General features: G+C 56.1%; 21 protein-coding genes. 7 read left to right on the top strand and 14 right to left on the bottom strand.

Annotated features, from left to right (window positions below; all coding sequences use genetic code 11):
• Positions 1–184 precede the first annotated feature (184 nt).
• From HP459_RS00925 to HP459_RS00915, 3 genes are all read left to right on the top strand, one after another.
• Complete coding sequence (locus HP459_RS00925; RefSeq protein ID WP_038416495.1) at positions 185–862, top strand: response regulator; 678 nt, start codon at positions 185–187, stop codon at positions 860–862.
• Positions 862–2,250, top strand: a complete 1,389-nt coding sequence (locus HP459_RS00920) for a HAMP domain-containing sensor histidine kinase (RefSeq protein ID WP_171935826.1) — start codon at positions 862–864, stop codon at positions 2,248–2,250. Before HP459_RS00925 ends, HP459_RS00920 begins: the two co-directional genes overlap by 1 nt.
• Before the next feature lie 167 nt (positions 2,251–2,417).
• Positions 2,418–2,897, top strand: a complete 480-nt coding sequence (locus tag HP459_RS00915) for an Rrf2 family transcriptional regulator (RefSeq protein WP_003860591.1) — start codon at positions 2,418–2,420, stop codon at positions 2,895–2,897.
• A 66-nt stretch (positions 2,898–2,963) separates the two neighbouring features.
• Here HP459_RS00915 and oqxB read toward each other — a convergent pair whose 3' ends face one another.
• Both oqxB and HP459_RS00905 read right to left on the bottom strand, forming a co-directional pair.
• Entirely contained in the window at positions 2,964–6,116 is a 3,153-nt protein-coding gene (oqxB, locus tag HP459_RS00910; RefSeq protein ID WP_023300700.1) for a multidrug efflux RND transporter permease subunit OqxB, read from the bottom strand.
• A gap of 23 nt (positions 6,117–6,139) precedes the next feature.
• Complete coding sequence (locus HP459_RS00905) at positions 6,140–7,315, bottom strand: efflux RND transporter periplasmic adaptor subunit (RefSeq protein ID WP_045308556.1); 1,176 nt, start codon at positions 7,313–7,315, stop codon at positions 6,140–6,142.
• A gap of 334 nt (positions 7,316–7,649) precedes the next feature.
• Between HP459_RS00905 and HP459_RS00900 the strand changes: the two genes are divergently transcribed.
• Positions 7,650–8,003, top strand: a complete 354-nt coding sequence (locus tag HP459_RS00900; protein WP_006811509.1) for a helix-turn-helix domain-containing protein — start codon at positions 7,650–7,652, stop codon at positions 8,001–8,003.
• A 102-nt stretch (positions 8,004–8,105) separates the two neighbouring features.
• Here HP459_RS00900 and guaA read toward each other — a convergent pair whose 3' ends face one another.
• Positions 8,106–9,683 carry a glutamine-hydrolyzing GMP synthase gene (guaA, locus tag HP459_RS00895; RefSeq protein ID WP_023300703.1) on the bottom strand — a complete coding sequence of 526 codons (1,578 nt, stop codon included), beginning with the start codon at positions 9,681–9,683 and terminating at the stop codon, positions 8,106–8,108.
• Between the two features lie 68 nt (positions 9,684–9,751).
• Positions 9,752–11,218, bottom strand: coding sequence for an IMP dehydrogenase (guaB, locus tag HP459_RS00890; RefSeq protein ID WP_003860601.1), 1,467 nt, complete (start codon positions 11,216–11,218; stop codon positions 9,752–9,754).
• Between the two features lie 159 nt (positions 11,219–11,377).
• On the opposite strand from guaB, the gene xseA reads away from it, so the two are divergent.
• From xseA to HP459_RS00875, 3 genes are read left to right on the top strand one after another with little or no spacing between them, the layout of a single operon-like run.
• The gene (gene xseA / locus HP459_RS00885; protein WP_171935825.1) at positions 11,378–12,751 is read left to right on the top strand and encodes an exodeoxyribonuclease VII large subunit; all 1,374 of its coding nucleotides are present in this window, start codon (positions 11,378–11,380) and stop codon (positions 12,749–12,751) included.
• Between the two features lie 58 nt (positions 12,752–12,809).
• The gene (locus HP459_RS00880; protein WP_023306696.1) at positions 12,810–13,829 is read left to right on the top strand and encodes a M4 family metallopeptidase; all 1,020 of its coding nucleotides are present in this window, start codon (positions 12,810–12,812) and stop codon (positions 13,827–13,829) included.
• Complete coding sequence (locus HP459_RS00875) at positions 13,830–14,180, top strand: protealysin inhibitor emfourin (RefSeq protein ID WP_023300706.1); 351 nt, start codon at positions 13,830–13,832, stop codon at positions 14,178–14,180. It begins immediately after the preceding gene.
• Here the strand turns inward: HP459_RS00875 and HP459_RS00870 are convergent.
• The 10 genes from HP459_RS00870 to ndk all read right to left on the bottom strand — a co-directional run bounded on the left by HP459_RS00870 (position 14,177) and on the right by ndk (position 25,254).
• Positions 14,177–14,398, bottom strand: coding sequence for a zinc ribbon domain-containing protein (locus HP459_RS00870; RefSeq protein ID WP_171935824.1), 222 nt, complete (start codon positions 14,396–14,398; stop codon positions 14,177–14,179). The two genes, HP459_RS00875 and HP459_RS00870, sit on opposite strands and share 4 nt — an antisense overlap.
• Positions 14,399–14,456: 58 nt before the next feature.
• On the bottom strand, positions 14,457–15,998 hold the full coding sequence (locus tag HP459_RS00865) for a peptide MFS transporter (protein ID WP_023300708.1): 1,542 nt from the start codon (positions 15,996–15,998) through the stop codon (positions 14,457–14,459).
• 299 nt (positions 15,999–16,297) lie between these two features.
• Positions 16,298–17,770, bottom strand: a complete 1,473-nt coding sequence (der, locus tag HP459_RS00860; RefSeq protein ID WP_022648998.1) for a ribosome biogenesis GTPase Der — start codon at positions 17,768–17,770, stop codon at positions 16,298–16,300.
• A 112-nt stretch (positions 17,771–17,882) separates the two neighbouring features.
• A complete protein-coding gene (gene bamB, locus HP459_RS00855) occupies positions 17,883–19,061 on the bottom strand; it encodes an outer membrane protein assembly factor BamB (protein ID WP_022648999.1) in 1,179 nt (392 codons plus the stop codon).
• A 10-nt stretch (positions 19,062–19,071) separates the two neighbouring features.
• The gene (locus HP459_RS00850) at positions 19,072–19,692 is read right to left on the bottom strand and encodes a YfgM family protein (RefSeq protein ID WP_032622338.1); all 621 of its coding nucleotides are present in this window, start codon (positions 19,690–19,692) and stop codon (positions 19,072–19,074) included.
• A gap of 13 nt (positions 19,693–19,705) precedes the next feature.
• Complete coding sequence (gene hisS / locus HP459_RS00845) at positions 19,706–20,980, bottom strand: histidine--tRNA ligase (RefSeq protein WP_171935823.1); 1,275 nt, start codon at positions 20,978–20,980, stop codon at positions 19,706–19,708.
• An 81-nt stretch (positions 20,981–21,061) separates the two neighbouring features.
• Positions 21,062–22,180, bottom strand: coding sequence for a flavodoxin-dependent (E)-4-hydroxy-3-methylbut-2-enyl-diphosphate synthase (gene ispG / locus HP459_RS00840; RefSeq protein WP_003860619.1), 1,119 nt, complete (start codon positions 22,178–22,180; stop codon positions 21,062–21,064).
• Between the two features lie 26 nt (positions 22,181–22,206).
• A complete protein-coding gene (gene rodZ / locus HP459_RS00835) occupies positions 22,207–23,217 on the bottom strand; it encodes a cytoskeleton protein RodZ (protein ID WP_048966863.1) in 1,011 nt (336 codons plus the stop codon).
• A 291-nt stretch (positions 23,218–23,508) separates the two neighbouring features.
• Positions 23,509–24,675 (bottom strand): bifunctional tRNA (adenosine(37)-C2)-methyltransferase TrmG/ribosomal RNA large subunit methyltransferase RlmN, encoded by a 1,167-nt coding sequence (locus HP459_RS00830; RefSeq protein WP_003860623.1) that lies wholly within the window; start codon positions 24,673–24,675, stop codon positions 23,509–23,511.
• A gap of 147 nt (positions 24,676–24,822) precedes the next feature.
• Positions 24,823–25,254: a nucleoside-diphosphate kinase gene (gene ndk, locus HP459_RS00825; RefSeq protein WP_003860625.1), complete on the bottom strand. Its 432-nt coding sequence runs from the start codon at positions 25,252–25,254 to the stop codon at positions 24,823–24,825.
• Positions 25,255–25,294 lie beyond the last annotated feature (40 nt).

The raw sequence follows: 25,294 nt of genomic DNA, 5'->3' as shown, positions 1-25,294 counted from the left end.
AGATGGTTACGATTCAGGCGGTGTTAAACGCCAGCGCGCTCATTCTGAATACCCTCCCTAAGGTTCTTATGAGCCGAAAATGAAGAAACGCTGAAGCACGTGCTGGTTCTGTAAAGTTGAATGATTTCCTGATACCGTTTTTTTCTTAAGCTGTTCTTCATCCACTGCTGATACCGTTACCTTTGTGAAAATTCTACTAATTGAAGACGACCTGGATCTCGGCAACGGCGTACGTTTCGCCCTTGCAGATCAAGGATTTGATGTCATATGGGTACGCCGGAAAGAGGATGCGCTGCATCAGCTTGAGCTCTGCGTGCCGGAGCTTATCCTGCTCGACCTGGGGCTGCCCGATGGCGATGGCATGAGCCTGATGACGCGTCTGCGTCAGCAGCTCCGGGGGATCCCCGTCATTATCCTGACGGCGCGAGGCACGCTGCAGGACCGCCTGTGCGGGCTGGACGCGGGCGCGGACGACTATCTGGTCAAACCTTTTGTTCTCGCCGAGCTGCTGGCACGCGTGAGAGCCCTTGCGCGACGCAGTTACGGTTTTGAAAATGAGGCAATAGAAATTCGCGGTTTGTCGCTTCATATTCCGACGCGTCGCGTAACGGTGAGCGCACGCCACGTTGAGCTGACGGCAAGCGAATATGCGCTGCTTGAAACGTTAATGCTGCGCGCTGATCGCGTGCTTACGCGGCGGTATCTGGAAGAGAGGATATTCGGCACGAAAGAAAATCTCAGCAACGCGCTCGACGTGCATATGGGTAACCTGCGGCGAAAAATTGGCGATGGCTTTGTGCGAACGGTGCGGGGCGTAGGGTACGTCATTGATACCGTACCGGTTCAGAAGGCGGCAGGTTGATGCGTAATTTTTGGTACCGCCTCAGGCTCCCTACGCTGGTCAGGCGAATGCTGGTCGCCCAGATGCTGCTGCTTACGTTGCTCTGGTGTTTCTTTTTAACCTTCATTTTGCTGGAGGACCTGCGCAGCCCTCCAATACTCACGGGCAGTGAGACTTACGAAACCCTCTTTTCCCTGGTTGAGAGCATGGAGGATAGGCCGCAGGCGCGTAATGAGGTGCTGGCCGCGTTCAGCAAGGCGCTGCGGGAGGGGTATGGCGGCGGTGAAGATCCGGAACTCGCTATCAACCTGATCGTTCGCAAGCATAATGAGATTATTTTTTCTTCGCGTGGCGCGCCAACGGAGGTGAAAAATAGCCGCCTGGGGGAAATGCAGCGCGTCCGGACTGGAGACCACACCTGGACGAGCCGCACGCTCAAATCCGCGCGCTCCGACGTTGAAGTCACCCTTTTCACCCCGGCTGGCAGCTGGAATTTCTTTATCTACCTGAACTCGCGCGGCTATTACGTCATGCCGCTGCTGGTATGCATCCCTTTTCTTCTGTTTCCCGCGTGGCTGTCAATCCGCATCGCGATGCGCCCCTGGAACAGGGTAGTGAATGAAATTTCATTGCGCACGCCAGACGATCTCTCTCCCTTAAAAGCCGTTCCCAGGCACAGGGAGCTGCGCCAGACGGTGGACGCGATTAATGACTTTCTCGCCAGGGTGCGGGAAAGCGCCGAAAGGGAAAGGGTGTTTATTGCCGATGCCGCGCACGAGCTGCGTACGCCGCTGGCCGCGATGCGAATCAACGTCGAGGCGCTTCAGTCCTGGGTCATCAGCGAAAGCCAGCAGGAGCTGCTTGCAGGCATTGTTCGCAGCAATAGCCGTGCTGCTCGTCTCGTCAATCAGCTTCTGCTGATGAAGCACAGCGAAGCGCACATCGACACGGAAATGGAGCCAGTGCCGCTGACAACGCTTATTCAGGAGCGAATGGCCGCACTGGAGCCGCTGGCATCGGCACGCGGGATTGAGTTTGAATTCTTCGGTGACGATGAAATCCATGTCGCAGGCATTCGGGAACGTCTGGTGTCGCTGATCGACAATTTAATTGAGAATGCCGTGAAGTACAGCCCTGAGGGTGGACGCATTGAGGTACAACTGCAATCGCGTGATACGTCCGCTCAGCTGCGCGTCTCAGACGCGGGCCCCGGTATCCCGGTTGAACTGCGGGAGCGCGTGTTCGACAGATTTTTCCGGGATCCTAATCAGACCCAAAGCGGGAGTGGACTGGGGCTTGCCATCGTCAAAGCCGTTACGCAGCAACACAACGGCAGGGTCAATCTGAGTACGTCAGCCGAAGGTGGTCTTATGGTGACCGTTGATTTCCCGAATCCGTCGTTCGCATGAACGTAAACCCGGCGCTACACGTCCTGACATGTGTCAGCGCAGCGTTACTTCACGTATGCCGCAGATTGCTTCAATAAAATTACCGTATTTGTTATATTGTTACTTACTGATTATTCACCTCTGCGGTGCCAAAAAGAACAAGATTCACCGCAACCCAGGACAGAAAAATGTTAGATTACCGCTTCCCGACAGCTTTGCAGATGGTTCTCAGCGTAGCGATGGCGGAGCAATCGGGTGAACGTTCGACGAGTGCAATCCTGGCTTACGGCCTGGAAGCGAATCCGAGCTTTATCCGCAAATTAATGGTTCCTCTCGCCCGCGACGGCATTATCGTCTCCACGCTTGGCCGCAACGGCTCTATTCACCTTGGCCGCCCGGCTGAAGAGATCACCCTGCGTGATATCTACCTTTCCGTCACTGAAGATAAAAAGCTGTGGGCGTCCCGTCCTGACGTCCCGGCCCGCTGTGTGGTCAGCGCCAACGCCTGCTGGTACTTCAAATCAATCGCTGATGAAGCGGAGCAGGCTTCGTTAGCGGTTTTAGCGCGCCATACCGTCGCCAGCGCGCTGGAAGAGGTGAAAAAAGCCGATACCAGCGGGTGCGATCCGGTGCCGGAACTCTGTACGCAGCATAAAAAAGCGCCTTAATCCTGACGGATTGCGAAAAAAAAGCCGCCTTCACAATGAAGGCGGCTTTTTGTTATCTGCTACGTCCTACGCAGGCAACACCTCTCTTTCCGCTTTGCCGCGCGTCACGAATTTACGCAGCGTCACGTAAAAGACCGGCGTCAGGAACAGACCAAACAGCGTCACGCCCAGCATCCCGGAGAAGACGGTGATCCCGGTGACGCCGCGGACTTCTGCCCCTGCCCCGTGACCAAGGATCAGTGGAATGGTCCCGGCAATAAAGGCGATAGAGGTCATTACAATCGGGCGTAAACGCAGGCGGCACGCCTCCAGCGCAGCCTCCATGATGCCTTTGCCCTGAATTTCCAGCTCGCGGGCAAACTCCACGATAAGTATCGCGTTTTTACAGGCCAGCCCCATCAGCACGACCAGCCCCACCTGCACGAAGACGTTGTTATCGCCCCCGGTCAGCCAGACGCCGAACAGCGCGGAGAGCATCGTCATCGGAACGATAAGGATCACCGCCAGCGGCAGCGTCCAGCTTTCATACAGCGCCGCCAGCACCAGGAACGCCAGCAGCACCGCGACCGGGAAGACGATCAGCGCCGTATTGCCCTGGGTGGCCTGCTGGAAACTCAGGTCCGTCCATTCAATATTCATCCCGTTCGGCAGGATCTGCTTAGACATGGCGTCCAGCTGCGTCATCGCCTGCGCGGAAGAGAGCACCCGCGGGTCAGCATCACCAATAAGATCCGCCGCCGGGTAACCATTGTAGCGGATCACCGGGTCCGGCCCGTAGGTGGTCGTGATTTTCACCATACTGCCAATCGGCACCATTTCGCCCTGGTCATTGCGTGTGCGTAAATTCGCGATATCTTCCACGCTGTCGCGGAACTGCCCGTCGGCCTGTGCCATTACGCGCCAGGTCCGTCCAAACTGGTTAAAGTCGTTTACATATGACGAGCCCAGATAGGTTTGCAGCGTGCCGAAAAGATCGGTAAGCGATACGCCCTGCGCTTTCGCTTTATCACGGTCAACCTGCACATCCAGCTGCGGAACGTTAGCCTGGTAGGTTGAGATTGGGAAATGCATACCCGGCGTCTGCATAATCGCCCCGGACATGGTGTTCACCGCGTTTTGCAGCGCGCCATAGCCCAGACCAGCACGATCCTGAATATACAGGGAATAACCGGACCCTTGACCCAGCCCTAAAATCGGCGGCGGCAGAATCGAGAAGCCAAAGCCCTGCTGGATTTGCGCGATTTTCGCATTGATCTCCGCGTTAATTTCCGCCGCAGTATGTTTACGCTGGTCGAATGGCTTCAGGCCAAAGAAGACCGTCCCGGTGTTCGGCGTATTGGTGAACTGGAGCGCGTTCAGGCCAGGAAACGCGACCGCATAATCCACGCCTTCGGTATTCATCCCGATTTCGCTCATTTTGCGGATCACCGCATCGGTGCGCGCCAGCGACGAGCCTTCCGGCATTTTCACGCCGCCGATCAGGTACAGCTTATCCTGCGTCGGAATAAACCCGCCGGGTACGACTTTAAACATCACACCCGCGGCACAAAGCAGCAGCAAATAAACCGCAAACACTGCACCGCGTCGGCCAAGCGTTTTCCCTACCAGTCCCTGATAGCCGGTCGAGCTGCGATGGAAAAAGCGGTTAAACGGACGGAAAATCCAGCCGAACAGACGATCGATAAGCCGGGTCGGGAAATCTTTCGGGGCACCATGCGGCTTCAACAGCAACGCGGCCAGCGCCGGAGAAAGCGTCAGCGAGTTGATCGCGGAGATCACCGTGGAAATGGCTATCGTTACCGCAAACTGTTTGTAGAACTGGCCGGTCACGCCAGAGAGGAACGCCATCGGCACAAACACTGCACACAGCACCAGCGCAATGGCGATAATCGGCCCGGACACTTCACGCATCGCCTGATGCGCCGCCGCAAGCGGGGCGAGCCCCTCTTCGATATTTCGCTCGACGTTCTCCACCACCACGATGGCATCATCCACCACGATACCGATGGCCAGCACCAGCCCGAACAGGCTCAGGGTATTCAGCGAGAAGCCCAGCAGGTAAAGAATGCTGAAGGTACCCACGACCGATACCGGCACCGCGATCAGCGGGATGATCGACGCGCGCCAGGTTTGCAGGAACAGGATCACCACCAGCACGACCAGCACCACCGCTTCCAGCAGCGTTTGTACAACCGCACGGATCGAGTCGCGCACAAATACCGTTGGGTCGTAAGGTGCCGCCCACTTCATATCGTCCGGGAAACGGGTGGACAGTTCGTCCATTTTGGCGCGCACCGCGTTAGACAGATCGATGGCGTTTGCCCCCGGCGACTGGAAGATACCAATCCCGACCGCGTCTTTATTGTTCAGCTGGGAGCGCAGCGCATAGCTGCCGGAACCCATCTCGATACGCGCCACGTCGCGCAGGCGGACGACCGTACCGTCCTGCGTTGTTTTCAGGACAATATTGCCAAACTCTTCTTCGGTATGCAGACGGCCCTGGGCGTTAATGGAGATCAGGAAATCGCTCTCTTTCGGCAGCGGCTCGGCGCCAAGCTGCCCGGCGGATACCTGTACGTTTTGCTCCTGCATCGCCGTCACCACGTCCGAGGCCGTCAGTCCGCGCGCCGCCACCTTGTTTGGATCCAGCCAGACGCGCATCGCGTATTCACCCGAGCCGAAAATCTGGATCTGACCCACGCCGGGCAGACGCGCCAGCTCGTCCTTCACCTTCAGCGTGGCGTAGTTACGCATATACAGTGAATCGTACTTACCGCCAGGCGAAAAGAGATGCACCACCAGCGTCAGCGTTGGCGACTGTTTCTGAGTCGTAATGCCCAGACGCCGAACGTCTTCCGGCAGACGCGCCTCGGCCTGTGCGACGCGGTTTTGCACCTGTACCTGCGCCTGATCCGGGTCGGTACCCGGACGGAAGGTGACGGTAGTCACCAGCACGCCGTCGGAGCCCGCGACGGATTTCATGTACATCATGTTTTCAACGCCGTTGATCGCCTCTTCCAGCGGCGTCGCCACGGTTTCGGCAATCACTTTCGGGTTGGCGCCCGGGTACTCGGCGCGCACCTGCACGCTTGGCGGCACGACATCAGGATATTCGCTCACCGGCAGCAGCGGGATGGCGATTAATCCTGTGATAAAAATCAGAATCGACAGTACGGCGGCAAAAATCGGCCTGTCGATGAAAAAACGGGAAAAGTCCATGGATTGGATTCTCAGGTAAGGGATCAGTTGAGGGCGGCGCTGGCGGTCATGGCAACGGTTTTCGCGTTAACCGGCATACCCGGCATAAACACTTTTTGTAAACCATCGACGATGACTTTATCCCCGGGTTTCAGCCCCTGCTGTACGATACGTAAACCGTCGGCCAGACGCCCCGGCGTAATATCGCGGCGCTGCGCTTTCCCGTCTTTATCAACGACATAAACATACTTACGATCCTGATCGGTCAGCACCGCCTTATCGTCAACAAGCGTGGCTTTAAATTCCGCACTGCCCGGCAGGCGCACGCGTGCGAAGAGTCCCGGCGTGAACTGACGCTGTGAGTTATCCAGCAGCGCGCGCATGCGGATTGTACCGGTACTCGGCGTGAGCTGGTTATCCAGGAAATCCACTTTGCCCTGATGGGGATAGCCCTCCTCACCCGTCAGACCAATCTCCACTGGCAGCGCCGTGTGGTGACTGGACGCCCCCTGCCCGCTGCGGGCCAGGTTCTGATAGTGAAGATAGGTGGACTCGTCCACGTCGAAGTAGACGTAAACCGTCTTCTGTGAGACCAGGGTGGTGAGCACGCTGGCGCTGTCACCCGCAGTCACCAGGTTACCGCTGGTGATCAGCGCCCGGCTGGCGCGACCGTCGATAGGCGCGGTCACTTTGGTGAAGTCGAGGTTGAGCTGCGCGGCATCAACCGCCGCCTGCGCCGCGCGAATATCGGCCTGCGCCTGGGTAGCGGCGGAACGGCGCTGCTCCCACTCTTCACGGGATACCACGTTGGTATTGACTAATTTATCGGTACGGTTAGCCTCGCTTCGCGCCAGGCTGGCCTGCGTTTTGGCTCTCGCCAGGTTCGCCTGCGCCTGTTCCAGCGCCGCGCGATAGGTTCGGTCATCAATCGTGAACAGCACCTCGCCCTTTTTCACCTCCTGGCCGTCGGTGTAATTCACTTTATCAATGTAGCCGGAGACGCGTGGGCGCAGCTGAACGCTTTCCACCGCTTCAATGCGACCGTTAAAGCTGTCCCACTGGCTAATGGATTTCACCACCACGTCAGCTGCGCTGACGACGGGCGCTTGCGGTGCGGCATTTTGCGCGACGCTGTCATCGCACCCGACGAGAAGCGCGGAGAGTAAAACCACCCCCGTCGCGCTCAGATGAAAGTAACCCCAGGTTTTTTGCAGGCTCATTATTTTTATTCCGGTTATTGTAGCCGCCGGGCAAGACGCAGCGGGAGGCGCCGCGCCACTTCCTTTGTCCGGTCTGGCTTAAGGCCATTTGTGTCGTTCATCGCCACAAAACTGTAACAGTTGCGAATACACTATCGCGGCGATTGTAGGAAGGCGCTTAATTAAGTGCAAGAATAATTGTTGCACTTTATGTGCTATTTGCGGCGAAGGTAAATCACGGGTTTTGAGAAGGGATTTAAATGTAACAATAAAACTTGCAATTAATATCAAAACGGGCCACCTTTAAGTGCAACAAACAAAGATGCTTTTAATGCGTGGCGTAGGGGGAAGCAAGATGAACACGGGTGCATTCATTCACGATTTGCTCGACTGGATCGACAACAACCTTGATAGCCGCCTGGACATTGAAACCGTCTCCAGGCGAGCCGGCTATTCGAAATGGCATCTCCAGCGGATCTTCAAAGAACATACCGGCTCCCCTCTCGCCGAATATATTCGCGCGCAAAAGCTGCAAAAATCGGTTGAGCGCTTAGCCCAAAGCGATGAACCGATTCTGAACGTGGCGATCGCGCTGGGCTTTGACTCTCAGCAGTCCTTCAACCGCAGCTTTAAGCGTCAGTATGGTCAGGCTCCAGGGGCATGGCGACGCAGTATCGGCTGCCGTGGATCCCGGCAGATGAGCCAATAATTCACGTCCCGTTCGGATATCAGTTACAAAAGAAAAACCCTCTGTAAACAGAGGGTTTTATCAGTCTTACCTGCTTATAACTTCGCAGGAAAGGTTATGGGCTTACTCCCACTCGATCGTCGCCGGTGGCTTGCCGCTGATGTCATACACCACGCGGGAAATGCCGTTCACTTCGTTGATGATGCGGTTAGACACGCGGCCTAAGAAGTCATACGGCAGGTGCGCCCAGTGCGCGGTCATGAAGTCGATGGTTTCAACCGCACGCAGGGAGACAACCCAGTCGTACTTGCGGCCATCGCCCATCACGCCGACGGAGCGAACCGGCAGGAACACGGTGAACGCCTGGCTAACCTTGTTGTACAGGTCAGCCTTGTGCAGCTCTTCAATGAAGATCGCGTCCGCGCGACGCAGCAGGTCGCAGTACTCTTTCTTCACTTCGCCCAGCACGCGTACGCCGAGGCCCGGGCCCGGGAATGGGTGACGGTAGAGCATGTCGTACGGCAGACCCAGTTCCAGACCAATCTTGCGCACTTCGTCTTTGAACAGCTCGCGCAGCGGCTCAACCAGGCCCATCTTCATCTCTTTCGGCAGGCCGCCCACGTTGTGGTGAGATTTGATGACGTGTGCTTTACCGGTTGCGGAGGCGGCGGATTCGATCACGTCAGGGTAGATAGTGCCCTGCGCCAGCCATTTCACGTCTTCCAGCTTCAGCGCTTCTTCGTCGAACACTTCCACGAATACGCGGCCGATGATTTTACGTTTCGCTTCCGGATCGTTCTCGCCTTTCAGCGCGTCCAGGAAGCGCTGTTCGCCTTCCACGTGAACGATGTTCAGACCGAAGTGGTCGCCGAACATGTCCATGACCTGCTGGGCTTCGTTCAGACGCAGCAGGCCGTTATCCACGAAGACGCAGGTCAGGTTTTTGCCGATGGCGCGGTGCAGCAGCATCGCGGTCACGGAGGAGTCCACGCCGCCGGAGAGGCCGAGGATCACTTTGTCATCACCAACCTGCTGGCGGATACGCTCCACGGCGTCGTCGATGATTTTTGCCGGGGTCCACAGGGCTTCACACTGGCAGATATCACGCACGAAGCGCTCCAGCATGCGCATACCCTGACGGGTGTGAGTCACTTCCGGGTGGAACTGCACGCCGTAGAAGCGTTTTTCTTCGTTCGCCATAATCGCGAACGGGCAGCTTTCGGTGCTGGCTACAGTCACGAAGTCCGACGGGATAGCGGTGACTTTGTCGCCGTGGCTCATCCACACGTCCAGCAGCGGTTTGCCGTCTGCGGTCAGGGAATCTTCGATACCGCGCACCAGCGCGCTGTCGGTGACGACTTCAACCTGCGCGTAGCCGAACTCACGCTCGTTAGAGCCTTCTACGTGGCCGCCCAGCTGCATCGCCATAGTCTGCATGCCGTAGCACACGCCGAACACCGGTACGCCAGCTTCGAATACGTACTGCGGCGCGCGCGGGCTGTTCGCTTCGGTGGTGCTCTCCGGGCCGCCGGACAGGATGATGCCGCTTGGATTGAACTCGCGAATCTGTGCTTCCGTGACATCCCACGCCCACAGTTCACAGTAAACGCCCAGCTCACGCACGCGACGCGCCACCAGTTGAGTGTACTGAGAACCAAAATCGAGGATGAGGATGCGATGTTTATGAATGTTTTCCGTCATTGACGCTAATTCCGAGGCAAGTGAAACAGATTAAATAAATCGCCCGACACGAGGTCGGGCGAAGAAAATCATGATCCCAGACGGTAGTTCGGGGACTCTTTGGTGATCGTCACGTCGTGCACGTGGCTCTCCTGGATACCCGCACCGCTGATGCGTACGAATTCCGCTTTGGTACGCAGCAGGTCAATGGTACCACAGCCGGTCAGTCCCATACAGGAACGCAGGCCGCCCATCTGCTGGTGGATGATCTCTTTCAGACGGCCTTTATAGGCCACGCGGCCTTCGATGCCTTCCGGTACCAGTTTGTCAGCGGCGTTATCGGTCTGGAAGTAACGGTCGGAGGAACCTTTGGACATCGCGCCCAGGGAGCCCATACCGCGGTAGGATTTGTAAGAACGGCCCTGGTAGAGTTCGATTTCGCCCGGGGATTCTTCGGTACCGGCCAGCATGGAGCCCACCATCACGGCTGCGGCACCTGCGGCGATCGCTTTGGCGATGTCGCCAGAGAAGCGGATACCGCCGTCCGCGATAACCGGAATACCGGTGCCTTCCAGCGCTTCAACCGCGTCAGACACCGCGGTGATCTGCGGAACGCCCACGCCGGTGACGATACGGGTAGTACAGATAGAGCCAGGGCCGATACCCACTTTCACCGCGCTGCAACCGGCTTCCGCCAGCGCGCGAGCACCTGCGCCCGTAGCCACGTTACCGCCGATGATCTGGAGATCCGGGTATTTAGCACGGGTTTCACGAATACGTTGTAGAACGCCTTCGGAGTGGCCATGTGAGGAGTCAATCAGCAGCACGTCAACGCCCGCGGCAACCAGCGCGTCAACGCGCTCTTCGTTACCTGCGCCCGCGCCAACCGCAGCGCCGACGCGCAGACGGCCATGCTCGTCTTTACAGGCGTTCGGTTTACGTTCTGCTTTCTGGAAATCTTTAACGGTGATCATGCCACGCAGGTGGAAGTTCGCATCCACAACCAGCGCTTTCTCAACACGTTTTTCGTGCATTTTCGCCAGCACCACGTCGCGGGTTTCGCCTTCGCGAACGGTCACCAGGCGCTCTTTTGGCGTCATATAGACGCTGACAGGCTGGTTCAGGTCAGTCACGAAACGCACATCACGACCGGTGATGATGCCCACCAGCTCGTTGTCTTCGGTCACAACCGGGTAACCTGCAAAGCCGTTACGCTCGGTTAGCGCTTTCACTTCGTGCAGGGTGGTGGTTGGCAGAACGGTCTGAGGATCGGACACGATACCGGATTCATGTTTCTTCACGCGGCGAACTTCTTCCGCCTGACGCTCTATAGACATGTTTTTGTGGATAAAGCCAATGCCGCCTTCCTGTGCCAAAGCGATAGCCAGACGCGCTTCAGTCACGGTGTCCATTGCTGCGGAGAGCATAGGAATGTTCAGACGAATGGTTTTCGTCAACTGCGTGCTGAGGTCGGCAGTATTCGGCAGAACGGTGGAATGAGCGGGAACGAGGAGGACGTCGTCAAACGTCAGTGCTTCTTTAGCGATACGTAGCATGGGCAATATCTCTGACCTGGGTGGTTAAATATTGCCGTGGCATTATACAGAGCGTAACCGATTGCATCTACACTTTTTTGAAAAAAATGCTTGCGATCGCCTCTCAGCAGGTTACTATCGACTGAATAACTTGCTGATTTAGAATTTGATCCCGCTCACATGTTATCCTCTCAATCCCCCTCAATTTATACTGTCAGCCGCCTTAATCAGACGGTGCGTTTGCTGCTTGAGCAGGAAATGGGACAGGTCTGGATCAGCGGTGAAATCTCTAACTTCACGCAGCCTGCTTCCGGTCACTGGTACTTTACGCTAAAAGACGACACCGCTCAGGTGCGCTGCGCGATGTTCCGCAACAGCAATCGTCGCGTGACGTTCCGCCCTCAGCATGGCCAGCAGGTTCTGGTTCGCGCCAACATTACCCTGTATGAGCCGCGCGGCGATTATCAGATTATCGTCGAGAGCATGCAGCCCGCTGGTGAAGGCTTGTTGCAGCAGAAGTACGAGCAGTTAAAAGCCATGCTTTCGGCTGAGGGATTGTTTGACCAGAAGTTTAAAAAGCCCCTGCCCTCACCTGCCCACTGTGTTGGAGTTATCACCTCGAAAACCGGCGCGGCGCTGCACGATATTTTGCACGTCCTGAAGCGCCGTGACCCTTCCCTGCCCGTCATTATCTACCCAACTGCCGTTCAGGGTGACGATGCGCCGGGGCAGATCGTGCGCGCGATTGAGCTGGCGAATGCGCGTCAGGAGTGCGATGTCCTGATCGTCGGGCGCGGCGGCGGCTCGCTGGAAGACCTGTGGAGCTTTAACGACGAGCGCGTGGCGCGGGCAATCTTTGCCAGCCTTATCCCTGTGGTGAGCGCCGTCGGCCATGAAACGGATGTGACAATAGCCGATTTTGTCGCGGATTTACGCGCGCCCACGCCGTCCGCGGCGGCAGAGGTGGTCAGCCGTAATCAGCAGGAGCTGCTGCGCCAGATCCAGAACGGGCAGCAGCGCCTGGAGATGGCGATGGACTACTTCCTCGCCAACCGTACCCGCCGCTTTACCCAGCTTCATCATCGTCTGCAACAGCAGCATCCGCAATTGCGTCTGGCGCGTCAGCAAACCGTACTGGAGCGTCTGCGTCAGCGGATGAACTTCGCGCTGGATAACCAGCTTAAGAGAGCGATATCACGCCAGCAGCGCACGACTCAGCGTCTGAACCAGCAGAATCCGCAGCCAAAGATTTATCGCGCACAAACGCGGATCCAGCAGCTTGAGTTCCGCCTCGCGGAAAATATCCGCTCACGCCTGAGCGCCACCCGCGAGCGTTTTGGCAATGCGGTCACCCATCTGGAAGCCGTCAGCCCACTCTCCACGCTGGCCCGCGGCTATAGCGTGACCACCGCGAAGGACGGCAAAGTGCTGAAGCAGACGAAGCAGGTTAAAGCAGGGGATGTGCTCACCACCCGGCTTTCTGACGGCTGGGTCGAGAGTGAAGTGAAAGAGATCAAACCGGTGAAAAAAACGCGTCAGCGTAAAAGCGGATAAATCTTCGCCGGTTACAAACTATACTGCTGCTATTGCCTTTTTTAATAAGGAGAGCAGCATGCCCCATCTACATAGCGTCATCCCTCCGTATATTCTTCGCCGTATTATCGAAAGCGGTTCTGAGCCGCAGCAGCGCTGCGCCCGTCAGACCTTAACCCACGTCCAGACGCTGATGGCCCATATGCCGGGCAAACCCGCCGCGCCGCATGTGAATAAAGCCGGTCAGCTTGAGCGTGACATCTACGATGCGAAACAGACCCAGGAGCTGCCGGGTACCCAGGTACGCTATGAAGGCCAGCCCTCCAACGGAGATGTGGCGGTGGATGAAGCGTACGATTATCTGGGTATTACCCATGATTTCTTCTGGAAGGAATATCAGCGCGATTCGCTCGATAACAAAGGGCTGATCCTCACCGGCACCGTGCACTATGGCCGTGAGTATCAAAACGCCTTCTGGAACGGCCAGCAGATGGTCTTTGGCGATGGCGACGGGGAAATCTTCAACCGCTTTACCATTGCCATCGACGTGGTAGCGCATGAGCTTAGCCACGGCGTGACGGAGACCGAAGCCGGACTCATCTACTTTGAACAATCGGGCGCGCTGAACGAGTCGTTATCCGACGTGTTCGGTTCGCTGGTGAAGCAATACCATCTTAAGCAAACCGCCGATAAAGCAGACTGGCTGATTGGTGAAGGGCTGCTGGCGGAGGGCATCAACGGGAAAGGGCTTCGCTCCATGTCTGAACCCGGCACGGCCTATAACGATCCGCTGCTCGGTAAAGATCCGCAGCCCGGGCATATGAAAGATTTCATCAAAACGCGCGAGGATAACGGCGGCGTACACCTTAACTCCGGTATCCCCAACCGCGCGTTTTACCTGGCCGCAACGGCGATCGGTGGCTACGCCTGGGAAAAAGCGGGTTATGCCTGGTACGACACGGTTTGCGATCGCAACCTGGCGCAGGATGCGGATTTTGATGCCTTTGCAAAACTGACGATAGCGCACGGCGAGAAACGCTCCGGTAGCGACGTTGGGGCGGCTATAAAACAAGCCTGGGAACAGGTAGGAGTGCTGTAAATGCAGGTTCCGGAACTGACGGATGACGCCGTGGTTGAGCTGGCCCGGGAAGGCGGCGTCGCTTTTATCCCTAAGCTGAGCGGCCAGCGCACCATTGCGCTCTCCTCGCTTAATGAGGCCCAGCGCCAGCGCCTGGTGAGCATTCTGGAGCAGGCTTTCCCGCGCGGCCAGCCGCCCGGACAAGCCTCTTCCCCCGGCAGAGGTGACCAGCGCTATTTCCGCATCCAGATTATCTGGACCGGCCAAAATCAGGCGCACTACGCCGATATCATCGTGCTGGTACCCGAGCAGGAAGCACCCGAGTCGCTGGTGGAACTGTGGCAGAAAGGTGAAGGCTGCGTGTGCGATTAACCTTCAGCCCGAACAAACTCCACGCGTTTTTTAGAGATAAGACCGTGGCCGTTCTGGCAAAAGTAATCCACCGCACCGCAGGCCTTGAGTACCTGAAGCGGTTGATGGCAGTCAGGGCAGCGCGATTCGAGGGGAATATCGTTATTGCAGCTGTCGCAGTGCGCGATACCGTTTTGCGGCTCGAGCGCTGCGTGGCAATCCGGACAGGTTATCGACATGCTCTCTCCTGTTGAGTTGGGCCGGGGCTGGATAACTGCCCCGGCAGGCTGAATAGTATCAGGCGTCGGTAGCCGGTTTTGTCTGCACATTTTCCAGCATGCGACGCACCGGAACAATGAGGACGATCAGCACCGCAGCACAAATCAACAGCGCGATGGAGCAACGGGCAAAGAGGTCCGGCAGCATATCCAGCTGGTCGGCCTTCACGTGACCACCAATCAGGCCCGCAGCCAGGTTACCCAGCGCACTGGCGCAGAACCACAGGCCCATCATCTGACCGCGCATTCTTTCCGGCGCCAGCAGGGTCATGGTTGCCAGACCAATCGGACTCAGGCACAGTTCCCCGAGCGTAAGCATCAGGATACTGCCCACCAGCCAGAACGGAGAAACCCCTGCTCCACCGTTGCTCAGCACGTTCTGTGCCGCCAGCATCATCAGGCCGAAGCCCGCCGCCGCGCACAATATACCGATCACGAACTTGGTGATACTGCTCGGGCGAATATTATTGCTCGCCAGCTTCGGCCATGCCCAGCTAAATACCGGTGCCAGCAGAATGATGAACAGGGCATTAATCGACTGGAACCACACCGCCGGGATCTCAAAATCACCGATCATGCGGTTAGTGTAGTCGTTGGCGAACAGGTTGAAGGAGGTTGGCTTCTGCTCGAACGCGGACCAGAAGAACGCGGCGGAGACCAGCAGAATAAAGCATACCAGCAGCCTTGCGCGCTCTTTGCGATTCAGCCCGGCGAAGATGAACAGGTAGATGAAGTAGAGCGCGACGGAGGCGGCAATCACATATACCAGCACGCTGGCCACCGCGACCGGATTAATCACAATCACGCCCTGGGCAATCAACGTGACGATGATTGCAACACCCACAGCCAGCGCCAGCAGCCAGGCACCCACGCCGTTACGTTTCACTACTGGACTGTTCCAGGTGGAGTCCAGACCGACTTCGCTGTCGTAGCGCTTCATGGCCGGAACGGCAAACACGCGGAAGATAATCAGGGCGACCAGCATCCCGATACCGCCGATACCAAAGCCCCAGTGCCAGCCGTGGGTTTTAATCAGCCAGCCGGAAATCAGAGGAGCAATGAACGAGCCCATGTTGATGCCCATATAGAACAGCGAGAAACCGCCGTCACGACGCGCATCGCCCTTTTTGTAGAGGGTACCGACCATGACCGAGATACAGGTCTTGAACAGGCCGGAGCCGAGCACGATGAACATCAGGCCGATGAAGAACAGGTTGTCGCCCATAATGGCCGACAGGGCAATCGACAGGTGCCCAAGCGCAATCAAAATCGAACCGTACCAGACGGCCCGCTGCTGGCCGAGCCAGTTATCCGCCAGCCAGCCGCCCGGCAGTGCGGCGAGGTACATGGTGCCCGCGAAGATGCCGACAATCGCCGAGGCGTTTTCACGCGCCAGGCCCATTCCGCCGTCATACACGGTGGCGGCCATAAACAGGATCAATAGCGGGCGAATACCGTAAAACGAGAAACGCTCCCACATCTCGGTGAAGAACAGCGAACCGAGCGGATAAGGATGGCCGAAGAAGGTTCGGCTCTCTTTTTGATTAACAGAGGATTGCATAATTCTCCCGAAAAGGTATGTGTCGTGCTTGTAAACACCAGCATGTACGCCGAACGGTTACGTATCCGATCGATTTTTTACATGCGGCGAAATGTTGGTTAACCATTTGATAACCAGGCGCTAGTTTTGTCTAGTACCGAACCCTGGACTTTAAGATGAAAATTCGACGATTGTCTACTTTCTTAGATATAAACATGGTTAAAAGCGAATAGTGATTGACATCACACAGGGAAGGCAGACCTTTTGAATGAGCGAAAAAAACCCGCGACAGGCGCGGGTTTTAGTGAGTTCGGTAAGAATTATTTGCTTTTCTTAATGTGCTTAATCAAACGCTTACGCTTACGCATCTGGTTCGGCGTCAGGGTATTACGTTTATTCGCAAACGGGTTTTCCCCTTCCTTGAACTGAATACGGATAGGCGTACCCATCACGTCCAGCGACTTGCGGAAGTAGTTCATCAGGTAGCGTTTGTAGGAGTCCGGCAGGTCTTTCACCTGGTTACCGTGGATCACCACGATAGGCGGGTTATACCCCCCGGCGTGGGCATATTTCAGCTTCACGCGACGGCCACGCACCAGCGGCGGCTGGTGATCTTCTGCTGCCATGTTCATGATACGGGTCAGCATCGCCGTGCTCTGGCGGCGGGTAGAGCTGTCATAGGCTTCACGAACGGATTCGAACAGGTTGCCTACGCCGCTGCCGTGCAGGGCAGAGATGAAGTGAACGCGGGCAAAGTCGATAAAGCCCAGACGGAAGTCCAGCGTCTCTTTCACCTGTTCGCGTACTTCATTGCTCAGACCATCCCACTTGTTGACGACGATAACCAGTGAGCGCCCACTATTAAGGATAAAGCCGAGCAGAGAGAGATCCTGATCGGAGATACCTTCACGTGCGTCAATAACAAGCAGCACCACGTTGGCGTCTTCAATCGCCTGAAGGGTTTTGATCACCGAGAATTTTTCCACTACATCGGTGATTTTCCCGCGCTTACGCACCCCTGCAGTGTCGATAAGTACGTACTCACGTTCATCGCGCTGCATTGGAATGTAAATGCTGTCACGCGTTGTGCCTGGCATGTCGTAAACCACCACGCGCTCTTCGCCCAGAATACGGTTAGTAAGCGTAGACTTACCTACGTTTGGGCGACCAACGATAGCCAGCTTAATCGGCAGATCCTGCGGGTTGAAGTCATCTTCCGGCTCTTCCTCGCCTTCCTCTCCGGCTTCAAACTGTGCCCAGTATTCGGCGTCTTCGTCCACCTCTTCCGGCGGGTTTACTTCATCAACCCACGGCAGCAGAACGGTTTCCAGCAGGCTGGTGACGCCACGGCCATGCGAGGCCGCGATAGGATAAATATCACCCAGACCTAAAGACCAGAAATCCGCAACGGCCTGATCGGCATCAATGCCGTCAGTTTTGTTCGCCACCAGGAAGGTTGGCTTTTCGCGTGAACGCAGATGTTTAGCGATAGCAGAGTCCGCGGGCATCAGGCCAGCGCGAGCATCCACCATAAACAGCACTACATCCGCTTCTTCGATAGCCAGCAGAGATTGCTCTGCCATGCGGGTCTCTACGCCGTCTTCCGTACCGTCAATACCCCCTGTATCGATACAGATGAACTCGCGTCCTTCCACCTCTGCACGACCGTACTTACGGTCACGCGTCAGCCCCGGGAAATCCGCAACCAGCGCATCACGGGTGCGTGTTAAACGGTTAAAAAGAGTGGATTTTCCAACGTTAGGGCGCCCGACAAGCGCGACCACAGGTACCATGTTTGAAGCCTCATAAAATTCAAAATAACGTCGCTTTCGCAGCGTTTTTAAAAATGTCAAAACGGCTCCTGAGTGAACAGGAGCCGTTTAGTATACTACAACCGCCGTGTAATTAACGCGTGATCGCGTACAGCGTGCCGTCTTTTGCCTGAATCAGCAGTTTGCCGTCAGCCACAACCGGATCGGTCAGGAAGCCTGAGCCGTCCACTTTCTGCTGCGCCACGAAGCGGCCATTCTCTGGATCGATCCAGTGCATATAGCCTTCGCTGTCGCCCACCACCAGGCTGCCGTTATACAGTGCCGGTGCGGTCAGCAGACGGTGAAGCAGATCGCTCTGCGTCCACAGCGTCACGCCACCTTCGGTGCTCAGCGCCAGCAGACGGTCGTTCTGATCCACCATATAAATACGGTTGCCGTCGACAATGAAATCGTTCACGGAACCCAGCTCACGTTTCCACATGATCTGGCCGCTACGCAGGTCCAGCGCCGTCAGGTTGCCGTTATACGCCAGCGCGTAAACCACACCGTCAACGATGACCGGCGTGGTGTCCACGTCACTCAGACGGTCGATTTCAGTTGAACCGGTCGCCTGGGAAATACGCTGCTGCCAGATCATCTGGCCCTGCTGCATCAGTACTGCGCTGACACGACCGTTGTCACCACCCACAATGGCGGCGCCAAATGCAGTCGCCGGAGCAGATTCACCACGCAGAGACAGCGCTGGCATATCCAGGTTAACCGTCCATTTTACCAGACCATCGGCTTCGTTCAGCGCCTGCAACTGGCCGTTGCTGGTATGGATCAACACCAGGCCGTCGCTGACAACCGGACGTGACAAGGATTCACCGGCAACGCTGGTCTGCCATGCAACCGAACCGTCGCTGGCATTCAGCGCGTAAACCTGCGCTTTTTCGCTGCCCACATACACGTGACCGCCGGCAACGGTCAGGCCGCCAGAAAGCAGCGCAGGTTTACGGGAGAACCAGCCGTCTTTTTCCGCCAGGTTAATGGACCACACTTCTTTTCCGTCATCAGCGTTCAGCGCTTTAACGGTGCCTTTGCGATCGGCCGCATAGACCACGCCGTCAGCAAATGCCGGGTGCAGGTTGGAATAAAAATCGCCAATACCATCACCCACGGAGGTGTCCCAGGCGGTGGACGGAGTGAACTGGTTTTCAACCGTCGGCAGCGGGGACATTTTGACAACGTCTTCTTCGCCACTGAACAGTGAACAACCACTCAATAACGTAACAGAAAGCAGTCCTGGCAGAAGTAATTTACGCAATTGCATTGGGTCCCTCTCAGACGGACAAATTATTTATTTTCATCTGCATCATTTCGCTCAGCGCAGGTGAAGCTTTACTATCCACGCCAGCTTGCCACGCTTTACGCGCGCCCGCTTTATCACCCTTACTCAGCAGTGCTTCACCGCGAAGATCGGCGACAATAGCGGCAAAGCCATCACCTTTGATGGTATCAAGCGTTTTCAGCGCGTCGTCGGCTTTTTTCTGCTGAACCTGAATACGTGCCAGGCGCAGATTGATCACCGCTTTCAGATTTTCGTCACTGGCAGCAGCAAGCCCCTGAGACAGTTGCGCAGCGGCTTTGTCCAGTTCGTTTTTATCAACATACTGCTGAGCCACTTCCAGCGCAGCCAGCGCACCGTAGGTGTTTTTGTTGTCAGCGGCAAATTTCTCCGCAGCCGTCAGCGTTTGCGGCTGATCGGCACGGATTGCGCTAACGGTGTTTTCGTAGTTCAGGGATGAACCGCGAGCAGAGTCAGCCTGATGATTGTTCCAGTAACGCCAGCCAACCAGCGCACCAACACCTAAAATAACCCCTACAACCAGTGCCTTGCCGTTTTCAGCAAAGAAGCGTTTAACCGCATCAACCTGGTCGTGTTCGTTCTCGTACATTTCCACGCAGTCCTTCTCCTTAGCCCAATAGAGTGCGCAAGTGCGCCGCAACGCCATCCTGCGTTACCGTAGTTTGCTCACCAGAGCGCAGGTCTTTAACCACCACTTCGCCGTTGGCCACTTCGGACTCACCCAGCACCAGTGCGATACTTGCGCCCCACTTATCGGCACGAGCAAACTGTTTTTTAAAGTTGCCGCCGCCGTGGTTGGTCATCAGCTTTACGTCCGGCAGCGCATCGCGCACGCGTTCGGCAAGCTGCATCGCCGCAGACTGCGTATCCGCACCTGAGGCCACCAGGTATATATCGACAACAGGATCGGCTTTAAATTCCGGATTAACTGCCTGAACCAGCAAAACAAGTCGCTCAAGGCCCATCGCGAAGCCTACAGCCGGTGCTGCGCGACCACCCAGTTGCTCGACCAGTCCGTCATAACGACCGCCAGCACAGACGGTGCCCTGCGAACCGAGGCTGGTGGTGACCCACTCAAATACGGTGCGGTTGTAGTAGTCCAGACCGCGCACCAGACGCTGGTTAACGGTATAAGCAATGCCCGCCGCTTCAAGCAGCTTGCACAGGCCAGCAAAGTGTTCGCGGGAATCCTCATCCAGGTAGTCACCCAGCGCTGGCGCATCGTTCAGCAGCCCCTGTACGTCAGGATTTTTGGAATCGAGTACGCGCAGCGGGTTGCTGTACATACGACGCTTACAGTCTTCGTCGAGCTTCTCTTTGTGTTGTTCCAGGAACGCCACCAGCGCATCGCGATAGTTCGCACGCGCTTCCAGAGAACCGATAGAGTTCAGCTCCAGGGATACGTGCTCAGAAATACCGAGCGCACGCCACCAGCGGGCAGTCAGCATAATCAGTTCGGCATCGATATCTGGTCCTTGCAGACCAAACACTTCCACGCCAAGCTGGTTGAACTGACGGTAGCGGCCTTTTTGCGGACGTTCGTGGCGGAACATCGGGCCGATATACCACAGGCGCTGCTCCTGATTGTACAGGAGACCATGTTCGATGCCGGCGCGTACGCAACCCGCCGTCCCCTCAGGACGCAGGGTCAGGCTGTCGCCGTTGCGGTCCTCAAAGGTATACATCTCTTTTTCAACCACGTCGGTTACTTCGCCGATCGCGCGTTTGAATAACGGGGTCTGCTCTACAATCGGCAAACGAATTTCGCTGTAACCGTAGCTGCCGAGCACCTGCTTCAGTGTGCCTTCAATGCGCTGCCAGATGGCGGTTTCGCCAGGCAGATAATCGTTCATGCCGCGGATGGCTTGAATGTTTTTTGCCACGTTTATTCTCTTTCTATATACAAAAAAGAACCCAAAGAATGGGTTCAATCATACATGGGAAGCAGCCTGCTTCCCATCACGTTATTTTTCAACCTGCTGAACGCTGATGCGCTGCGCTTCGTCCATCATCGTCGCTTTTGCGCGAATGCGGGCTTCAAGCTGGTCGATCATATCACTATTATCCAGACGATCTTTACGAACGCCATCTTCATAGAGACCACTTTTCTTGTTACCGCCGGTAACGCCCAGCGTGGACACCAGCGCTTCACCCGGACCGTTCACCACGCAGCCGATGATGGAGACGTCCATCGGGGTGATAATGTCTTCCAGTCTCTGCTCCAGGGCATTGACGGTGCCGATCACGTCAAACTCCTGACGTGAACAGGTTGGGCAGGCGATGAAGTTGATCCCACGCGCGCGGATACGCAGTGATTTCAGGATGTCGAAACCGACTTTGATCTCTTCCACCGGATCGGCGGCCAGGGAGACGCGTAACGTGTCACCGATGCCTTCAGAGAGCAGCAGGCCGAGACCAATTGCCGATTTTACCGAACCGCTGCGCAGACCGCCCGCCTCGGTGATGCCAAGGTGCAGCGGCTGATCGATCTGTTTTGCCAGCAGACGATACGATTCAACGGCCAGGAAGACGTCAGACGCTTTCACGCTCACTTTGAACTGATCGAAGTTAAGGCGATCCAGATGATCGACGTGACGCATGGCGGATTCGAGCAGCGCCTGTGGCGTCGGCTCACCATACTTTTCCTGGAGATCTTTTTCCAGAGAGCCAGCGTTTACGCCGATACGGATTGGAATGTTTTTGTCGCGGGCGCAGTCAACCACCATGCGAATGCGCTCTTCGTTGCCGATGTTGCCTGGGTTAATACGCAGACAATCGACACCGTATTCAGCGACTTTCAGCGCGATACGGTAATCGAAGTGAATATCGGCAACCAGCGGAACGCTCACCTGCTGCTTGATCAGTTTGAACGCCTCAGCGGCGTCCATGGTCGGCACTGAGACGCGAACAATGTCCGCGCCGACGCGTTCTAATGCTTTGATTTGATTAACCGTCGCTTCTACATCCGTAGTACGCGTATTGGTCATCGACTGGACGGCGATAGGCGCCCCATCGCCGATTGGCACGTTCCCAACGTAAATCCGTTTCGATTTTCTACGTTGAATAGGAGCCTGGTTATGCATGTAAAATCTCCCGCATTGCCCGTCTGTTACTGTGCTGCTGATTGTTCGGCATTAACGGTAAGACGCGCAACCTGGTTAGTTCTGATAAAGCGGCTCAGATCGACAGGTTTTCCTTGATACTGGATCTGTACCGCTGCCGGTGCGCCGATTTTAAGCTTGTATGGTGCCTGGCCCGTTAGATTTAACGTGCCATCTTTACGTTGCAGGCCGCTGAACAGCTTTTTACCTGTCGCGTCAGTCACTTCCAGCCAGCAATCAGCCGTGAAATTCATCACCAGCGCATTCGGGTCAACGGCAGGTGCCGCCGTACCCGCCGGGTCAGTTGGCAGTGACGCCGCGGTGTTATCTGCCGGTGCCGTTGCCGCAGGGGCGGTATCAACATTGGCCTGAGAAGGTGATACGACCGCGTTCTGATCCTGGGCCTGGGTAGCCGGTGCGGTATTCGCCGTCGCTTCTGGCGTCGCCGCTGGCTCGGTTGCAGGCGTGCTGCTTGCTGCCGCCTGAGGTTCGCTGGAGGTCGCAGCCCCTTCGGTGCTCAACGGCACGCTTTGCGCGCCGTTAGTACCAGACTGATTAAGCTCAGCGGAGGACTGATCGGCCATGGTGGTGATCTCTTCCTGTTGCGCTTTGTGGTTTTGCCACCACCATGCGCCCGTCAGCCCGACAACCACGAACAGGACCAGCCAGGTAAAGCTCATCAGCCAGCCATCGCGTTTTTTACGACGTTTACCCAAAGAGAAGCTTTGCATCGGCGCAACTTTTGCCGCACGCACAGGCGCCTGCTTCTCCATCATCGGCAGTAATTCGTCTTCAGGAATATGAACCAGTTTGGCGTAAGAACGGATATAACCGCGCAGAAACGTTGAAGCCAGATCGGCGGGCGCCTTATCTTCTTCAATGTCGCGAACGGTGGAAACCTTCAGGCACAGGCGTTCTGCAACGGCTTGCTGGCTGAGTCCGAGTTGTTCACGGGCGTTGCGAAGACGAACGCCAGTGGAGAGTGCTGCATTTTGATCGTGAGTGGCTTCAGTATTCATTCGCTACAACTACTGGTACGTGAAAATAAGGGTTCAGGTGCCGGTGAGTCACAATGCCACCCGCACCGCGAAACTTTAGGTCAGTTAACCTGGAACAAACAGTATAAGACTGTCGGGCCGCAGATGACAGCGCTGGCAGGCCTTCACGCTAAACTGTTGTTACGTCGTTACATACTGCCCGAAAGTCGTATGAAACGCACCGTAATTATTAATCAGTCGTGATGATTGTGGCTGGTTATTCAGTAAATTAATGCTTCACGGCGCAAAAAATGCGCCGTGTCTGCATAATAATCAAACGGTTTTAACCGCGATTGACTCACCCTGCATACGCTTACGCAGCGTACGTTTGGTACGGTCAATAACGTCACCCGCCAGCTGACCACAGGCTGCGTCGATATCGTCGCCACGCGTTTTACGTACGATGGTGGTGAAACCATACTCCATCAGCACTTTTGAGAAGCGATCGATACGGCTGTTCGAGCTACGGCCATACGGCGCGCCCGGGAACGGGTTCCATGGGATCAGGTTGATCTTACATGGCGTATCTTTCAGAAGTTCAGCCAGCTCATGTGCATGCTCGGTACCGTCGTTAACATGATCCAGCATCACGTATTCAATGGTCACGCGGCCCTGGTTAGCATTGGATTTCTCCAGGTAACGGCGCACGCCAGCCAGGAAAGTTTCGATATTGTACTTTTTGTTGATCGGCACAATTTCGTCACGGATGGCGTCGTTTGGCGCGTGAAGGGAGATGGCCAGCGCAACGTCAATCATGTCACCCAGTTTGTCCAGCGCAGGCACAACGCCGGAAGTAGAGAGCGTAACGCGGCGCTTGGACAGACCAAAACCGAAATCGTCGAGCATGATTTCCATCGCCGGAACGACGTTGGTCAGGTTGAGCAGCGGTTCACCCATCCCCATCATCACCACGTTGGTGATTGGACGTGTACCGGTGACTTTCGCTGCACCCACGATTTTCGCGGCACGCCAGACCTGGCCGATAATTTCCGATACGCGCAGGTTACGGTTAAAGCCCTGCTGCGCCGTAGAGCAGAATTTGCACTCCAGCGCACAGCCCACCTGAGAAGAGACGCACAGCGTGGCGCGATCGTCTTCCGGAATATACACGGTTTCAACACGCTGATCGCCAACGGCAATGGCCCACTTGATAGTGCCATCTGAAGAGCGCTGCTCTTCCACCACTTCCGGTGCGCGGATTTCCGCCACTTCTTTAAGCTTATTGCGCAGCACTTTGTTGATGTCCGTCATGTCATCAAAGTTGTCGCTGCAATAGTGGTACATCCATTTCATGACCTGATCGGCACGAAACGGCTTCTCGCCCATCTCTTTAAAGAACTCGCGCATCTGCTGACGGTTCAGGTCCAGCAGGTTAATTTTTCCATTTTTATTGGGAACCGCAGGAATGGCGACTTCAGAGGTATTCACTAATTCAGACATAATTTTTTCCGGCCTCGTTGTTACACGTTGTGGCCCTTGGTGGGTTGAAAAGAAACGCCCCGGTAAGCAGTCTGCTCGTCCGGGGCGTTGCATTGTACAAAGTCTGGCGCAGGGATGCCACGTTTGCACGCGGCATTTACGAAATTATTAGCGAGTGCGCGGGCACACTTCGCCTTCTGCAAAGAAGAACGCGATTTCGCGCGCAGCAGATTCAACAGAGTCGGAACCGTGGGTGCCGTTCTCGGTGAAGCTGTCTGCGTAGTCAGCGCGCAGAGTACCTGCCAGCGCGTTGTCCGGGTTGGTTGCACCCAGCAGATCGCGGTGACGCTGTACCGCGTTTTCGCCTTCCAGTACGGATACCACGATTGGGCCAGAAGTCATGAACTCGACCAGACCGTCAAAGAATGGGCGACCTTCGTGCTCAGCGTAGAAACCGCGAGCCTGTTCAACGGTCAGGTGCAGCATTTTGGTGCCAACGATCTTAAACCCTGCTGATTCAAAGCGAGCGAAGATGCTGCCAATAACGTTTTTTGCCACCGCGTTTGGTTTGATGATGGAAAAAGTACGTTCAATAGCCATTGATAACCTCTGTAAAATGTTCTGTTGTTTTTGCATACCT

Origin of the sequence: Enterobacter sp. CM29 (assembly GCF_013179605.1) — a bacterium.
Classification (GTDB): Bacteria; Pseudomonadota; Gammaproteobacteria; order Enterobacterales; family Enterobacteriaceae; genus Enterobacter; species Enterobacter intestinihominis.
The sequence above is the reverse complement of the archived record's forward strand: the minus strand, read 5'-3'. Positions and strand labels throughout refer to the sequence as shown.

Coding starts and splice junctions, on each gene's coding strand:
- HP459_RS00920 (WP_171935826.1), top strand. CDS start 862: ATGCGTAATTTTTGGTACCGCCTCAGGCTCCCTACGCTGGTCAGGCGA.
- HP459_RS00915 (WP_003860591.1), top strand. CDS start 2,418: ATGTTAGATTACCGCTTCCCGACAGCTTTGCAGATGGTTCTCAGCGTA.
- oqxB (WP_023300700.1), bottom strand. CDS start 6,116: ATGGACTTTTCCCGTTTTTTCATCGACAGGCCGATTTTTGCCGCCGTA.
- HP459_RS00905 (WP_045308556.1), bottom strand. CDS start 7,315: ATGAGCCTGCAAAAAACCTGGGGTTACTTTCATCTGAGCGCGACGGGG.
- HP459_RS00900 (WP_006811509.1), top strand. CDS start 7,650: ATGAACACGGGTGCATTCATTCACGATTTGCTCGACTGGATCGACAAC.
- guaA (WP_023300703.1), bottom strand. CDS start 9,683: ATGACGGAAAACATTCATAAACATCGCATCCTCATCCTCGATTTTGGT.
- guaB (WP_003860601.1), bottom strand. CDS start 11,218: ATGCTACGTATCGCTAAAGAAGCACTGACGTTTGACGACGTCCTCCTC.
- xseA (WP_171935825.1), top strand. CDS start 11,378: ATGTTATCCTCTCAATCCCCCTCAATTTATACTGTCAGCCGCCTTAAT.
- HP459_RS00880 (WP_023306696.1), top strand. CDS start 12,810: ATGCCCCATCTACATAGCGTCATCCCTCCGTATATTCTTCGCCGTATT.
- HP459_RS00875 (WP_023300706.1), top strand. CDS start 13,830: ATGCAGGTTCCGGAACTGACGGATGACGCCGTGGTTGAGCTGGCCCGG.
- HP459_RS00870 (WP_171935824.1), bottom strand. CDS start 14,398: ATGTCGATAACCTGTCCGGATTGCCACGCAGCGCTCGAGCCGCAAAAC.
- HP459_RS00865 (WP_023300708.1), bottom strand. CDS start 15,998: ATGCAATCCTCTGTTAATCAAAAAGAGAGCCGAACCTTCTTCGGCCAT.
- der (WP_022648998.1), bottom strand. CDS start 17,770: ATGGTACCTGTGGTCGCGCTTGTCGGGCGCCCTAACGTTGGAAAATCC.
- bamB (WP_022648999.1), bottom strand. CDS start 19,061: ATGCAATTGCGTAAATTACTTCTGCCAGGACTGCTTTCTGTTACGTTA.
- ispG (WP_003860619.1), bottom strand. CDS start 22,180: ATGCATAACCAGGCTCCTATTCAACGTAGAAAATCGAAACGGATTTAC.
- rodZ (WP_048966863.1), bottom strand. CDS start 23,217: ATGAATACTGAAGCCACTCACGATCAAAATGCAGCACTCTCCACTGGC.
- HP459_RS00830 (WP_003860623.1), bottom strand. CDS start 24,675: ATGTCTGAATTAGTGAATACCTCTGAAGTCGCCATTCCTGCGGTTCCC.
- ndk (WP_003860625.1), bottom strand. CDS start 25,254: ATGGCTATTGAACGTACTTTTTCCATCATCAAACCAAACGCGGTGGCA.